Below are 13187 nucleotides of genomic sequence, written 5' to 3'. Positions count from 1 at the left end.
TCCATCCTAGGAGCCTGATGCGGATTAGAAAAATTAATTATTTTTATAATTCCAATAAGAAAGCCATATAATGGTGGCCAATTAAGCGGCAAACGGCCCAATTTTGCCGTGCAGACCGCGTCAATAGCGGGTTGAGGGACTCTTATGCTGGATATTCACTGGCTGCAAACCTTTGTCACCCTGGCCAGATTGCAACATTTTGGCCAAACCGCCACCGAGCTGCACATGACCCAGCCCAATGTCAGCCTGCATCTCAAGCGGCTGGAGCAGGCGACCCGGGTGCGGCTGATCGAGCGCAGCCCGTTTCGGCTGACGCAGGCAGGGGAGCGCTTGCTGCAAAGCGCCGAGCGCACCATCGCCGAGCTGCAGCTCTGTCAGTCCGATCTCAATGCCCTCAACCAGTTGAGTCAGGGGACGCTGGCCATCGCCGCCAGCGACATCATCTCGCGGCTGTTGCTGATCCAGCCGTTCCAGCGCTTCAAGCGGGAGTTTCCCGGCATCGATCTCACCCTGTTCAACACCACCTCGGATCAGGCCGCCGAGCTGGTCAAGGCGGGCAAGGCGGATCTGGGCTTCGTGATGGCGCAAAAGCGCAGCGAGCCGCTGTTCTATACCGAGCTGCAGCAGGTGACCTGGTGTGCGTTGGGCCACGGGCTGGCACGTTGGCAAGAGCGGGCCATCGCGGGAGAGAGCGATCCCCTCGATGAGCCGACGCTGATCTTGTTGGGTCATGACACCCGTACCCGGGCGGTGATCGATCCGTCCCTGCCGCTGCTGGCGTTGCCCCCTTGCCGCATCATGGAGGTGGGCAGCGTGGATGCCCAGCTCGATTGGGCCGAGGCTGGCTTTGGCGTTGCCATAGTGCCGGATTTTTCCTTGCATCCGCGCCTCAACCTGACCGCACCGGTCACCAGCCTGAGCGATTTTCCCGGCACCAGTCTGGGCTATGTGGTGCGTCAGAATCAGGTGCTGTCGCGAGCCATCAAGCAGTTATTGCACTGGGTGGAGGAGGAGATCCAGAAGCCCAATCCCTATCTGACCCGGGGTGGGGCGCAGTAGCAGGGCAGTCAGGTTGCGCGACAATATCTACAAGCCAATTGTCACAAGCCACAAGCCACAAGCCAATTAGCGCAAGTGGGCACTCACAATCAGGGCAGCCGAGGCTGCCCTGATGCGTTTCTCTGTGCTGCCCGATTCAGGGTTGCAGCGGTGCTGCTGCGCTGGTGGCGGGTGGGAGGGTTGCGTCAGTTTTATCCTGCGGTGGGGTTTCGCTAGCAACCGCGCTGCTGGCCGGCTGCTTTTCCTGCTCTTGCGGCGCACTGGCCGCAGAGGCGCTCTGTGGCAACTGGGTCGAAACGGCTGCCGATACCGCTGCCGATAGCGCTGCTGATGCAGCAGGAGCGGTTGGCGCAGCGGAGGAGGCCGAGGGTGTCAGGCTGGCGTTGGTCGTCACCTCGGCGGCTGGTGTTGTCAGCTCAGGGGTGACCTCGAGCGCGGCCTCGGGCAAGGGGGCGCTCCCGGTGGCCAGCGCTGCGCTGCTGGTGGCGGTGGCATCCGATGGGATGTCGGGAAGGGCTGCGGTCCCTTCGGCGGCACTGGCCTGTGCCGCCGTTTGCTCTGCACCTGAGGTCAAGGGCGCCGCTGTTAACTGTTCTGGTGCTAATTGTTCGGGGGTCAGTGATAACGGCTCGGGTGGCTGATCCGACATCCCCGGGTGCAAAGGCAGCTCGGTTTGGGCCTGCAACTGCTCGGGAGTCACCTTGCTCAGGGCTGGATGGAGGCGGCTGAACTGCTTGACCCGGGCCAGCAGGGTATCGCGCACGGTACGCACAATGGGGTCCGGCAAGCTGTCCAGCGTCACCAGTTCGGCGCTCATCCCGATGTTGTTGAGAGAGCTGGTCTGCCCCGGATAGAGGTTGGCCGCGATGCGGCTGCGCTGGTAGTAGGGATGACGTTTGAGCAGCTTGTCGACCTGCTCCCCTTCGATGGGGATAAGGCGAACTTTGCAGCGATTGATGAGATCGCCAATAGAGAGGCTGGGATGACCCTCGACCACAAAGGCGGCATCCAGCGAGCCATCGCACAGCCCTTCCAGTGGTTCACTGTTCGACTTGAGTTGGTAGGCGACAAACTGTCCTGGCTGCCACCCCATCGCCGCCATCAGGGCCTTGCTGGTGATCTGTTCACCGGTGCCGGGGTTGCCCGGATAGACACGCTTCCCTTCGATATCCGCCAGGGTGGTGATGCCGCTATTGGGGGCGGCCAGCAGGGTCAGCGACTCCTGATAGAGACGAAACAGACTGCGCAGCTCATGGTTGGCGCCCTGCCCGCTGAACGGGCCGCTGCCGTGCAGGGCGTGGTGCAACACATCGGACTGCACCAGCGCCAGCTGTACTTCCCCCTTGTTCAACGCCTTGAGGTTGGCCATCGAGCCACGGGTACTCTGCACGGTGCAACTATCCCCATGCAGGGCATGGCCGGCATTGAGCACCCGGCAGATGGCGCCACCAGTCGGGTAGTAGACCCCATTGAGCGGGCCGGTGCCTATGGTCAGTGCCTGACTGCTCAAGGGGAGCAGCGCAGGTAGCGCACAGAGGGGAAGAATAAGGTGACGCAAGATCCGTAGAGACATAATTGACCGTTAACTGAGTTGAGCTGTGGCTGACGATGCCGGGTAACAAAGGATGGGGCTGACCCCATCCCGTTGCAGCTTGACTAGGGCTTGCTGTGGTTGAGGATCGCCCCTTCCATTCGCGCCAGCGCGTCGGTCAGCCGTGCCCTGGTGCAGCCGAAGTTGAGCCGCACGAACTGGCCGTCGCCAAATTGGGCACCCGGTGATAGACCGACCCCGGCCTGCTCGAAGAAGGCGATGGGATCGGCAAGGCCAAGGGCGCTCACATCGATCCAGGCCAGATAAGTAGCCTGATGGCTGGCCAGCTTGACGCCTGGCCAGCGGGCAACCGCTTGTTGGATCAGGGCCAGATTGGCCGCCAGATAGTCGAGTTGCTCGGTCAGCCACTGCTCGCCACCCTCATAGGCTGCTTCGGCGGCGACAAAGCCCAGCAGGTTGACGTCGGCGCTGATGCCGCGCATCGCCTGTTGCAGCCTAAAGCGCAGACGGGCGTTGGGGATGATGGCGAAGGAGCAGCACAGACCGGCGATATTGAAGGTCTTGCTCGGGGCCATCATCACCGCGCAGCGTTCGGCCGCTTCTGGACTGATGGCGCCGTAGGGAATGTGGCGGGCATGTTTATCCAGCAGCAGATCGCAGTGGATTTCATCGGAGCAGATCACCAGATTGTGGCGCGCGGCGATGGCGTCGATGGCCAGCAGTTCGTCACGGGTGAAGATGGTGCCGCCCGGGTTGTGGGGGTTGCAGAGCAGCAGCAGATCTGCGGCGGGGGCCTGACGCTCCAGCTCTGCCAGATCCAGCACCCAGCGGCCCGCCTCTTCAATCATCGGCACTGTGAGCAGCGGACGGTCGTTGAAACCGGGGGCCTGCAGGAAGGGGTAATAGACCGGCTTGGGAGTGATAATGCCGCGGCCATGCTGGCTCCACGCCTTGCAGGCGAGGTTGAGCCCGGGCACCACGCCGGGCAGGAACACCAGCCATTCGGGCTCGATTGCCCAGCCATAGCGGGTCGCCATCCGTTCGATAATGAGTTCGATCAGGCGCGGCGAGGGGCGCGAGTAGCCAAAAATGCCGTGGGCAACCCGGGCGGTCAGCGCCTCGACCACCGCAGGGGGGGAGGCAAAGTCGGTATCGGCAACCCACATGGGCAGCACATCCTGATCCTTGTACTTGTCCCACTTCAGACTCATGGTGCCACTGCGCTCTATTTCCCGATCAAAATCAAACATGCGAACTCCTTGTGCTGGTCGGATGGGGGTTCACTCTACGGGGTCACGGCCCGAGTCGCAAGGCGTACACAGTCCCATGCCAGCTGATGTAATCCTTGGGCAAACCTTGAGCCGGCTCTTGATAATGACATAAGATATGTGCCGCTATTTTATACGGCCGTAGTCAGTTGGCCCGCCTTTTTCCTTCCAATCAGTGGTAACGCAATGAGCTTGTCGATAGCGGCGGTCAAACGCCCGGATCCGGTGTCCCTTTCATTTCTGGCGGTGACTTTCATGACCGGCGTCGCGGTGGCGCTGCAGGTGCCTACCTTGAGCCTGTTTCTGGCCGAAGAGGTACAGGTGCGCCCGGTACTGGTCGGGCTCTTTTACACCATCAATGCGGTGGTGGGTATTCTGGTCACCCAGTGGCTGGGTCATCGCTCCGACAACAAGGGGGATCGCAAGCGACTGATCCTGCGCTGCTGTTTTGCCGGAGTTGCCCTTTCGCTGCTGTTTGCCTGGAACCGCAACTACTGGTTATTGGCGAGTCTGGGGGTGTTGCTGGCGGCATTGGCTGCCACCGCCAGCCCACAGCTGTTTGCCCTGGCGCGGGAGTATTCTGACAGCCGTAACAAGCGGGCAGACATGTTCAGCTCGGTGATGCGGGCTCAATTTTCGCTGGCCTGGGTGATAGGCCCGCCCATCGCCTTTGCGCTGGCCATCGGCTATGGCTTCGAGCTGATGTATCTGGCCTCGGCGCTGGCCTATCTGCTCTGCGCGTTTGTGGTGTGGCGCTGGTTGCCCTCCCTGCCGCTACCCAAAATGGCTGAAGAGACCGAGCGGGTCAGCAGCTGGCGGGATCCGGCCGTGCGGGCGCTGTTTATCGCCTCCACCCTGATGTGGACCTGCAACAGCATGTACCTCATCAATATGCCGCTCTACATTACTCGCGAGCTAGGACTGGATGAGAAGCTCGCAGGGATATTGATGGGCACTGCCGCTGCCATCGAGATCCCCTTTATGTTGCTGGCAGGCTACTACACGGCCCGTTTTGGCAAGCGCCCCATGATGTTGCTGGCGGTGCTGGCTGGCGCGGCCTTTTACACCGGTCTGGTGACTCTCACCGATCAATACGCCCTGATTGGGCTGCAACTGTTCAATGCCATTTTCATCGGCATAGTGGCGGGGATCGGCATGTCTTACTTTCAGGATCTGATGCCGGGACGGGCCGGGGTGGCCACCACCCTGTTTGCCAACAGCATCCGTACCGGTTCCATCATGGCGGGGGCCATCGCCGGTGTGGTGGCGGAGGTGTGGAGTTTTCACGGGGTCTTTATGGTGGCACTGGTATTGGCGCTGGTGGCACTGGCCGCCTGCTGGCGGGTGCCCAACGTCTGACGGGGGATTTAGCTGTTACTTGCCGTGCCGTGCCGGGGCTGGGCGTGCGGGAGCTGGGATGACTCACTCTGATATTCGTTGCGCAGGCAGCGCAGCAGCAGTTCGGTAGCGGGGCCGAGGGATTCGGGGGAGAGGGTCAGCAGATAGGTGTAGAGGTGGCGCTCGTTGCCGCTCTCCAGATCCAGCTGTACCAGCGAGCCTTCCGCCAGCTCCCGCTCCACCAGATGGCGTGGCAGCCAGGCGTAGCCAAGGCCAAGACGCAGCATGGCGGTCACTTCGTGGTAGTGGGTGGCCTTCCAGCCGATGTCATCCGCATCGTTCCAGTCCACCGAGCGGTGAATGGGGGGATGCAGGCTTATCTGGTTGTGGCCGATCAGCACATCGCTGCGGATCGCGCCTTTCTCCTGTGCCAGCGGATGGCTGGCGGCGCAGAGGGGCAGCAGGCATACCTCGTCCAGCGGCAGGCCAGCCTGATCGCCGGGCAGGTGCTCGGAGAGCATCAGGTCCCCCGGTTGCAGGGCATTGAAGTGACAGTGAATACGTTCGTGCAGATTGATCCGGCAACCCCGGCTGCGGGGATAGAAGCTGGCCAGCGCCCGATAGAGGCGATCCCTTGGCTGCAACGCCGAGACATAGAGGTTGATCTGCGGCTCCCAATGCCGCTCTAGGTTGTTGGCCAGATTCTCCAGCTCCTCCACCTGCTGGCTCAACTGACGGGCCCGCTTGAGGAAGATCTCGCCCGCCGGGGTCAGCACTGCCTTGCGGCCGCGCACCTCCAGCAAGGGCACCCCCAGACTCTGCTGCAACTTCGCAACCGCATGATTGAGGGAGGACTGGCTCTTGTTCAGCGCCTCGGCCGCCTGGGCGTAGCCGCCGCAATCGACCACCGCCTGAAAGATCCGCCATTGCTCAAATGTGCTCTTGGGACGAAACATAATTCAACCTGATTGGAGATAGGGTGGTCAGGGGCTGCTACAGGGAGCCGGAGCTCCCTATTCAATTTAATCCCTGCGGCACAACACTCTGGGTATTTTATTGATTTATTTGGGCTGGGCCACGCAACTTGTTTATTTAGGCTGCGCCATCTGTTTATTTCGGCTGGGCCACAAAAGTCTGGCCGGTTTTGCCGCGGCTGTCTGACCCCATCAGGTAGAGGTAGAGCGGCATCAGGTCGGCCGGGGTCTTGAGGTTCATGGGATCTTCCGCCGGGAAGGCGCTGGCACGCATTTTGGTGCGGGTGCCGCCCGGGTTGAGGGTGTTGACCCGCACGTTGGTGTTCTCCAGCTCGTCGGCCAGCACTTCCATCATCCCCTCGATGGCGAATTTGGAGATGGCATAGGTGCCCCAGTAGGCGCGTCCTTTGCGACCCACGCTGGAGGAGGTGTAGACGATGGAGGCATCGCCCTGCGCCTTGGCGGTCTGGCGCAGCAGTGGCAGCAGCGCCTGGGTCAGCAGGAATTCCGATTTGACGTTGACCTGCATCACCTCGTCCCACTCCTGCTCCTGAATGTGTTCAAACGGGGATAGGGTGCCGAGCAGACCGGCATTGAACAGCACGCCGTCGAGGCGGCCAAACTGCTGGGCGAAGGTTTCGGCCATGCCACGGTAGTGGGCGGCGGTGGCCCCTTTCAGATCCACCGGCACGATGGCAGGCAGCGGATAACCGGCGGCTTCAATCTGGTCATACACGGCTTCGAGTTTGGCGCTGGTGCGGCCGAGCAGGATCACGGTGGCACCGTGGGCGGCGTAGGTGAGGGCGGCTTCGCGGCCGATCCCGTCGCCGGCACCGGTGACCAGAATGACTTTATCCTTGAGCAGATCGCGGGGTGCCTGATAATCGAGCATGACAACTCCTGTTAACAAATTCCGGCCATAAGTGCATGGCAATCGGCGCCAAGTGTACTGATCCGCGCGCCTGTTTGACCAGCTAGCGACAAGAAAAATGTGAACAAAATAGAGAGGTTGTGATGGTACAGTTGGTTTTTCGGCACGCTGACTGCGATTTTTTGCGCGCATCCACCAAACTCCCTAGAATGTGACGAAAACCGATCCATTCTGGAGTCCATCGTGACATTTCTGACCGAATATGGCCTGTTTCTGGCCAAGACAGTGACCTTCCTGCTGGCCATCGGCGCCATCATCCTGATGATCGTCAGCACTCGCCAGCCGAAAGTGCGCAAGGGAGAGCTGGTGGTGACCGATCTCTCGAGCGAGCTTGAGCAGGGGCAGTTTGCGCTCAAGAGCGCGCTGGCCAGCAAAGCCGAGCGCAAGGTGCTGGAAAAGCAGCAGAAAGAGGAGCAGAAAAAGCGCGCCAAGGCGGGTGATGAGCGCAGCCGTCTGTTCGTGATCGATTTCAACGGCAGCATGGATGCCAAAGAGGTGGCCTCCCTGCGCGAAGAGGTGAGCGCGGTGATCGGCGTGGCCCAGCCCGGCGACGAGGTGCTGCTGCGGCTTGAATCCGGTGGCGGCGTGGTGCACGGTTACGGCTTGGCCGCTTCCCAGTTGCAGCGTCTGCGGGACAAGGGGGTCAAACTCACGGTGGCCATCGACAAGGTGGCGGCGAGCGGCGGCTACATGATGGCCTGTGTGGCGGATCAGATCCTGGCGGCCCCCTTTGCCATCGTCGGCTCCATCGGGGTGATCGCCCAGTTGCCGAACTTCAACAAGTTGCTGAAAAAGCATGACATCGAATTCGAGATGCACACGGCCGGGCAGTACAAGCGCACCATCACCATGTTCGGTGAGAACGACGATCTGGGGCGCGAGAAGTTTCGCGAGGAGCTGACGGCGATCCACGAGCGCTTCAAGGCCTTTGTGGCCGAACACCGCCCGCAACTCGATATCGATCAGGTCACGACCGGTGAGCACTGGCTGGCGAGTCAGGCCAAGGGGCTGGGGCTGGTGGATACCCTCTGCACCAGCGATGACTACCTGCTGGCCCAGGCCAGCCACCACAAGGTGATCGGCATCAGCTATCGCAAGCCAAAAAGCCTGACCCAGAAGCTGGGGCAGCAGGGTGCTCAGGCGCTCGAAGCCGGATTGGGCCGTCTGTGGCAACAGAGCCCCTGGCGCTAAGCCCACCCCTCTGGCATTAGCCCGAGGGTAATCCCGTGATAAAAAGGCCAGCCGGTACCCACCGGCTGGCCTTTTTGCATCCGGTGGCGCCTTGATGGGGCACGAGCGTTGTTTCTATTGAAGCCCTCTGTTACAACTGAATGCTTTCCCCGTTTAATGAAGGATCTTGTGGTAACAGCTGCGGGGTCATGGAGCATAGCTATGTTATGGAGCACCTTCAGGCACTTTACCCCGCTGGTCTGGATCGTCATTCTGGGCACCTTCATGGTGCGCACCAGCTACTACATGGTGTGGCCCTTCCTCTCCATCCTGCTCTATCGGGAGTATGACCTGTCGGCCACCTTCATCGGCCTGTTGCTGGGGGGCTCGATGGCCCTCTCCACTCTGGTGAGTTTTTATGGCGGCTGGCTCTCTGATCGTTTCGGGCGGCGCAGCATACTGCTGGCCGGTTGTCTGGTGGCGATGCTCTGTTTCGGCCTGCTCGGTTTTTCGCACACTGTGTTCTGGCTCGGGGTTGGAGTGATGGGCAGTGGCCTCTCGTCGGGGCTCATCGATGCCCCCGGCAAGGCGCTGATGGCTGATAGTCTGGCGTCGGCCAAGGCGCGGGAGCTGGCCCTTCACCTGCGCTATTTTCTGCTCAACCTGGGGGCGGCGCTGGGGCCGCTGCTCGGGGTGACCCTCGGGATCAACGCCCAGCAGGAGACCTTCCTGTTTCTGGTGGTGAGCTATCTGCTGCTGGCGCTGGCCTTTGGCTGGGGATTTCGCCAGGCCGGTAGCACTGGCAAGCCGGGGACGGCAGGCCCCGGGCTGCGGGATGCCCTCAAGGTGTTGCTGGCGGATCGGGCCTTCCTGCTGCTGGTGATGGCCAACCTGTTGATGGTGCTGGTTTACTCCCAGTTTCACTCGCCGCTGGTGCAATATCTGACCCGGGCTGGCATGCCGCAGGTGGCCGAGCTGATTGCCCTGCTGGTGGCGACCAATGCCCTGACCGTGGTGCTGCTGCAATTTCCGCTGCTGCGGTTGTTGTCACGCTGGCCGGTGCGGGTACGACTTCATATCGGCATGGCGCTGTTTCTGGCGGCCCAGCTGCTCTTCGCGCTGGGAGACCCGACGGTGCGCAGCCACTGGTTTGGCGCCGTGCTGCTGCTCAGCATCGGCGAGACCATTCTGTTCCCTCTGCTTAACGTGCTGATCGACCAGATGGCCCCCGCCCATCTCAAGGGGAGCTACTTTGGTGCCAGCGCGCTGGCCGGGTTGGGAGGGGCTGCAGGCGCCCTGCTGGGAGGCTGGATCCTCGAGCAGTGGAGCGGCCAGCTGCTCTATGTGCTGATGGCGCTGCTCTGTGTGGTCACCTTCTGGCTTTATGAAGCTGGCGCCCGTCATCATGGGCGGCGGAGCTCCTCCGCTCGGGAGGAGGCCGCCAGGTAGTGGGTCGCAGAGCAGCCAAGGTACCGTGATTAAAAGGTCAGTACCTTGTCGGCGGCCAGGGTCCACTGGGCCAGCATCGGCAGGGTGCCGACCTCAATCCCCTCGATCAGCGGCAGGGCTGTGATGCCACGGGCATCGGTGCAGGTTTTGCACAGGCGGATGGTGACCCCTTGCGCCAGCAGGATCTCCAGCATCTGGCGCAGGTTGTACCCCTCGGCCGGTGCCTGACCGGCCAGCGCCGCGCTCACCGCATCGGACATCAGGAACAGCTTCAGGCTGGCGCCACCCTGCTCGTTAAGGGCGATAGCGAGACGCAGAGCGTTGAACAGGGATTCGCTGCCGTAGGGGGCGCCGTTGGCAATCACCACAATCTGTTGATTCATAAGAGACTCCTGATCCTAAAAAGCGTCATTGTAGAACCAATAGGGTGACGATTGCGTGATGTTGCACAACTTCTGTCGCACCTTTTCCCTGCTTGCTTGACCCGTGGGTGGAACGCGGTTCTTATTGTCAGCTCGCAAATATGACCGGGTGAATCGAGATGTGGAAAGTGGTGGGAATAGGGTTGCTGCTGTTGGCGGGTCAGGCCTCTGGCAGTGAAGCGGTCGGTTGCAAGGCGCGTCTGCAGGCCGTCAACGACCAGCTGGTGTTTGCCAAAGCGCATAACAATGCCGGACAGACCGCCGGGTTGGAACAGGCCGCGCGCAATATCAAGGCCAACTGCCCCGACGAGGAGATGCGTAATCGTCCGCCACAACGGGTGAACAAGAGCGACAGTTGCAAGGCGCGCCTGCAGGCGGTCAATGACCAGCTGGTATTTGCCAAGGCGCACAACAACACCGGGGAAATTGCCGGATTGGAGAGTGCCGCCCGCAATATCAAGACCTATTGCACCGATTAAGAGTTACTTAAGCGGCAGCAGGAGCGGGTAAGCCATGCTGGTGGTAATGTGAGCATTCATCTGCTCGGCAAGTGATGGCCAGCGGTTGCATACAGGATCAAAAAAGGCCGATTGCTCGGCCTTTTTTCGTTTTACTCTCTGTGCATCCGCTATTGCCTGTGCATTCGCACAAACTTCTCCATCAGCTGATCTTCCGTTTCCACATGAGCGGGATCCCAGATGATGCAATCGATAGGGCAGACGCTGATACAGGTCGGTTTCTCATAGTGACCGACGCACTCGGTGCAGCGACTGGGGTCGATCTCGTAGATCTCCTCGCCAAGCGTGATGGCCTGGTTGGGGCACTCGGGATCGCACATGTCACAGTTGATGCACTTGTCGGTGATGAGCAGTGACATTTCAAGCGGCCGAATGGGGCTGACGGGTATCCTGACGCTCGCCGAGATTGCGCAGCAGGATGCCGAAGTTGACATCAACCTCTTTCGGCACCGGTACATAGACCACGTGGCCATTGCCCGGTGCGGTATCAATCAGCTCGCCCTTGCGGTTCTGCATCTGCTCCAGATTGAAGCTGAGGTTGCCCTGCGGGGTCATCAGCTCCAGGCTGTTGCCCACCAGGAACTTGTTCTTCACCTCGACCTCGACCATGTCGCCGTTACGACCGGTGATCTCGCCGACAAACTGCTGGGTGTCGGAGACGGAGTAGCCGTAGTCGTAGTTCTGGTACTCGCTGTGGTTGTGACGGCGCAGGAAGCCCTCGGTGTAGCCGCGGTGGGCCAGATTTTCGAGGGTGCCCATCAGGCTGCGGTCGAACGGACGACCCGCCACCGCATCGTCGATGGCCTTGCGGTAGACCTGAGCGGTACGGGCGCAGTAGTAGAAGGACTTGGTACGGCCTTCGATTTTCAGTGAGTGAACGCCCATCTTGGTCAGTCGCTCAACGTGCTCGACCGCGCGCAGATCCTTGGAGTTCATGATGTAGGTGCCGTGCTCGTCCTCGAACGCGCTCATGTACTCGCCCGGGCGGTTGGACTCTTCCAGCAGCACCAGCGCATCGGTCGGTTTGCCAAGGCCCAGGGTGTTGTCCGGGCGAATGGCGATGGGCTCCTGACGGTGGACGATCTGGCCCACGTCATCTTCTTTACCTTCGTGCACCTTGTACTCCCAGCGGCAGGAGTTGGTGCAGGTGCCCTGGTTAGGATCACGCTTGTTGATATAGCCGGAGAGCAGGCAGCGGCCGGAGTAGGCCATGCACAGAGCGCCGTGGACGAACACTTCCAGCTCCATTTCCGGCACCTGCATGCGGATCTCTTCGATCTCGTCCAGCGACAGCTCACGGGAGAGAATGGCGCGGGTTAGGCCCATCTGATGCCAGAACTTCACCGTGGCCCAGTTGACCGCGTTGGCCTGCACCGAGAGGTGAACCGGCATATCCGGGAAGGCTTCGCGCATCATCATGATGAGACCGGGGTCGGACATGATCAGCGCATCCGGCTTCATCTCCACCACAGGGCGCATGTCGCGGATAAAGGTCTTGAGCTTGGAGTTGTGGGGCTGGATGTTGGCCACCACATAGAACTGCTTGCCCAGCGCATGGGCTTCGTTGATGCCCAGCTGCAGGTTTTCGTGATCGAATTCGTTGTTGCGCACCCGCAGGCTGTAGCGGGGCTGGCCGGCATAGACGGCATCGGCGCCATAGGCATAGGCGTAACGCATGTTCTTGAGGGAACCTGCGGGGGAGAGCAATTCTGGTTTAAACATGGCGGACTCTTTATATCTGATTGCAAATCAGTAGCTAGCACCTAAGTACTGCTGTTAAATCAAAGACTTACGCACCACTTAATGGCATGTATAGTCGTGTATAAATGGGGTATTCAAAACCTCTAATATTTTACCACCAAAACCAACAACCAGCCACTGAACAACTGTTGAGTGGGTCACTATGCTCAGTGCTAACCATATAGAACCTGTAACCGATAACATGGCTACGTTCAATGAGCGCTCAAGTTGGTTGATTATTGTGCTCATGTAGTGCCTAAGCCGCATGTCACCTAACAGAGGTGATGCATAGATCAAAAAAAAGACTCCGATTTGAGCCGGAGTCTGGAGATAAGTAATATATAAATATATTCACTTTAACCTAGTAACAAAAATACTTTTTTCTATACCATCCACTTTGAGTTTGGTATGACCATTTGAGGTGTATAAAATAACTTTTGGTGAGTAGGCATAGTAATAATAATACCAATATTCTGATTGCTGCCATATTTGTCCATTGGTTAATTTAAAGATAGTATTTCCATCAAAGCCTTTAAAGTCACCAGCAATGCTCGTTTCAATTAACATGCTTTTGGGGGAGTTCTTATTATTTCCACTAAGTGATGATATGTTAAGTTTTTTCCCATCGACTATCATGAAGCCCAGGGCCGACGCATGATCATTCTTTGCGCTAGTTGATCAAGTATCGATCAGTTGAGCGGCGCCAAGTACGATTTTAATTGTACCTTGCGTTGCCAAGCTGTAAATAGTCGAGATCTTAACTAAC

13 protein-coding genes are annotated in these 13187 nt (G+C 59.6%); 5 read left to right on the top strand and 8 right to left on the bottom strand.

All coding sequences use genetic code 11. The features are described 5' to 3' along the window. Positions 1–144 precede the first annotated feature (144 nt). Positions 145–1059, top strand: coding sequence for a LysR family transcriptional regulator (locus tag BN4575_RS14510; RefSeq protein WP_042020581.1), 915 nt, complete (start codon positions 145–147; stop codon positions 1057–1059). A 136-nt stretch (positions 1060–1195) separates the two neighbouring features. Here BN4575_RS14510 and BN4575_RS14505 read toward each other — a convergent pair whose 3' ends face one another. After that, positions 1196–2632, bottom strand: a complete 1437-nt coding sequence (locus BN4575_RS14505) for a TAXI family TRAP transporter solute-binding subunit (protein ID WP_068978711.1) — start codon at positions 2630–2632, stop codon at positions 1196–1198. A gap of 83 nt (positions 2633–2715) precedes the next feature. Beyond that, on the bottom strand, positions 2716–3861 hold the full coding sequence (locus tag BN4575_RS14500) for a MalY/PatB family protein (protein ID WP_068978710.1): 1146 nt from the start codon (positions 3859–3861) through the stop codon (positions 2716–2718). 204 nt (positions 3862–4065) lie between these two features. Here BN4575_RS14500 and BN4575_RS14495 point away from each other — a divergent pair, with 204 nt between their 5' ends. Beyond that, positions 4066–5238: an MFS transporter gene (locus BN4575_RS14495; RefSeq protein ID WP_068978709.1), complete on the top strand. Its 1173-nt coding sequence runs from the start codon at positions 4066–4068 to the stop codon at positions 5236–5238. A gap of 8 nt (positions 5239–5246) precedes the next feature. On the opposite strand, the gene BN4575_RS14490 is transcribed toward BN4575_RS14495, so the two are convergent. Both BN4575_RS14490 and BN4575_RS14485 read right to left on the bottom strand, forming a co-directional pair. Then, positions 5247–6173, bottom strand: coding sequence for a LysR family transcriptional regulator (locus tag BN4575_RS14490; RefSeq protein WP_068978708.1), 927 nt, complete (start codon positions 6171–6173; stop codon positions 5247–5249). Positions 6174–6327: 154 nt separating this feature from the next. After that, positions 6328–7083 carry a YciK family oxidoreductase gene (locus BN4575_RS14485; RefSeq protein WP_068978707.1) on the bottom strand — a complete coding sequence of 252 codons (756 nt, stop codon included), beginning with the start codon at positions 7081–7083 and terminating at the stop codon, positions 6328–6330. A 222-nt stretch (positions 7084–7305) separates the two neighbouring features. Here BN4575_RS14485 and sohB point away from each other — a divergent pair, with 222 nt between their 5' ends. Then, the gene (gene sohB / locus BN4575_RS14480) at positions 7306–8313 is read left to right on the top strand and encodes a protease SohB (RefSeq protein ID WP_068978706.1); all 1008 of its coding nucleotides are present in this window, start codon (positions 7306–7308) and stop codon (positions 8311–8313) included. Positions 8314–8469: 156 nt separating this feature from the next. Next, positions 8470–9741, top strand: coding sequence for an MFS transporter (locus tag BN4575_RS14475; RefSeq protein WP_256028978.1), 1272 nt, complete (start codon positions 8470–8472; stop codon positions 9739–9741). A 29-nt stretch (positions 9742–9770) separates the two neighbouring features. Here the strand turns inward: BN4575_RS14475 and BN4575_RS14470 are convergent, their stop codons facing one another. After that, entirely contained in the window at positions 9771–10124 is a 354-nt protein-coding gene (locus tag BN4575_RS14470; RefSeq protein WP_005334901.1) for a DsrE/DsrF/TusD sulfur relay family protein, read from the bottom strand. 158 nt (positions 10125–10282) lie between these two features. On the opposite strand from BN4575_RS14470, the gene BN4575_RS21290 reads away from it, so the two are divergent. Continuing rightward, a complete protein-coding gene (locus BN4575_RS21290) occupies positions 10283–10642 on the top strand; it encodes a DUF1090 family protein (protein WP_083221052.1) in 360 nt (119 codons plus the stop codon). A 149-nt stretch (positions 10643–10791) separates the two neighbouring features. Here the strand turns inward: BN4575_RS21290 and BN4575_RS14460 are convergent, their stop codons facing one another. The 3 genes from BN4575_RS14460 to BN4575_RS21820 all read right to left on the bottom strand — a co-directional run bounded on the left by BN4575_RS14460 (position 10792) and on the right by BN4575_RS21820 (position 12988). Further along, entirely contained in the window at positions 10792–11040 is a 249-nt protein-coding gene (locus tag BN4575_RS14460; protein ID WP_042020594.1) for a YfhL family 4Fe-4S dicluster ferredoxin, read from the bottom strand. Between the two features lies 1 nt (position 11041). Continuing rightward, on the bottom strand, positions 11042–12403 hold the full coding sequence (gene yegQ, locus BN4575_RS14455) for a prephenate-dependent tRNA uridine(34) hydroxylase TrhP (RefSeq protein ID WP_042020596.1): 1362 nt from the start codon (positions 12401–12403) through the stop codon (positions 11042–11044). A gap of 369 nt (positions 12404–12772) precedes the next feature. Then, the gene (locus BN4575_RS21820; RefSeq protein WP_141689814.1) at positions 12773–12988 is read right to left on the bottom strand and encodes a hypothetical protein; all 216 of its coding nucleotides are present in this window, start codon (positions 12986–12988) and stop codon (positions 12773–12775) included. Between the last annotated feature and the right edge of the window lie 199 nt (positions 12989–13187).

The sequence above is a fragment of the Aeromonas sp. EERV15 genome, assembly GCF_900079845.1.
Lineage (GTDB): Bacteria > Pseudomonadota > Gammaproteobacteria > Enterobacterales > Aeromonadaceae > Aeromonas > Aeromonas sobria.
This window is presented reverse-complemented; position numbering and strand designations above follow the sequence as displayed.

Coding starts and splice junctions, on each gene's coding strand:
- BN4575_RS14510 (WP_042020581.1), top strand. CDS start 145: ATGCTGGATATTCACTGGCTGCAAACCTTTGTCACCCTGGCCAGATTG.
- BN4575_RS14505 (WP_068978711.1), bottom strand. CDS start 2,632: ATGTCTCTACGGATCTTGCGTCACCTTATTCTTCCCCTCTGTGCGCTA.
- BN4575_RS14500 (WP_068978710.1), bottom strand. CDS start 3,861: ATGTTTGATTTTGATCGGGAAATAGAGCGCAGTGGCACCATGAGTCTG.
- BN4575_RS14495 (WP_068978709.1), top strand. CDS start 4,066: ATGAGCTTGTCGATAGCGGCGGTCAAACGCCCGGATCCGGTGTCCCTT.
- BN4575_RS14490 (WP_068978708.1), bottom strand. CDS start 6,173: ATGTTTCGTCCCAAGAGCACATTTGAGCAATGGCGGATCTTTCAGGCG.
- BN4575_RS14485 (WP_068978707.1), bottom strand. CDS start 7,083: ATGCTCGATTATCAGGCACCCCGCGATCTGCTCAAGGATAAAGTCATT.
- BN4575_RS14475 (WP_256028978.1), top strand. CDS start 8,470: ATGAAGGATCTTGTGGTAACAGCTGCGGGGTCATGGAGCATAGCTATG.
- BN4575_RS14470 (WP_005334901.1), bottom strand. CDS start 10,124: ATGAATCAACAGATTGTGGTGATTGCCAACGGCGCCCCCTACGGCAGC.
- BN4575_RS21290 (WP_083221052.1), top strand. CDS start 10,283: ATGTGGAAAGTGGTGGGAATAGGGTTGCTGCTGTTGGCGGGTCAGGCC.
- BN4575_RS14460 (WP_042020594.1), bottom strand. CDS start 11,040: ATGTCACTGCTCATCACCGACAAGTGCATCAACTGTGACATGTGCGAT.
- yegQ (WP_042020596.1), bottom strand. CDS start 12,403: ATGTTTAAACCAGAATTGCTCTCCCCCGCAGGTTCCCTCAAGAACATG.
- BN4575_RS21820 (WP_141689814.1), bottom strand. CDS start 12,988: ATGTTAATTGAAACGAGCATTGCTGGTGACTTTAAAGGCTTTGATGGA.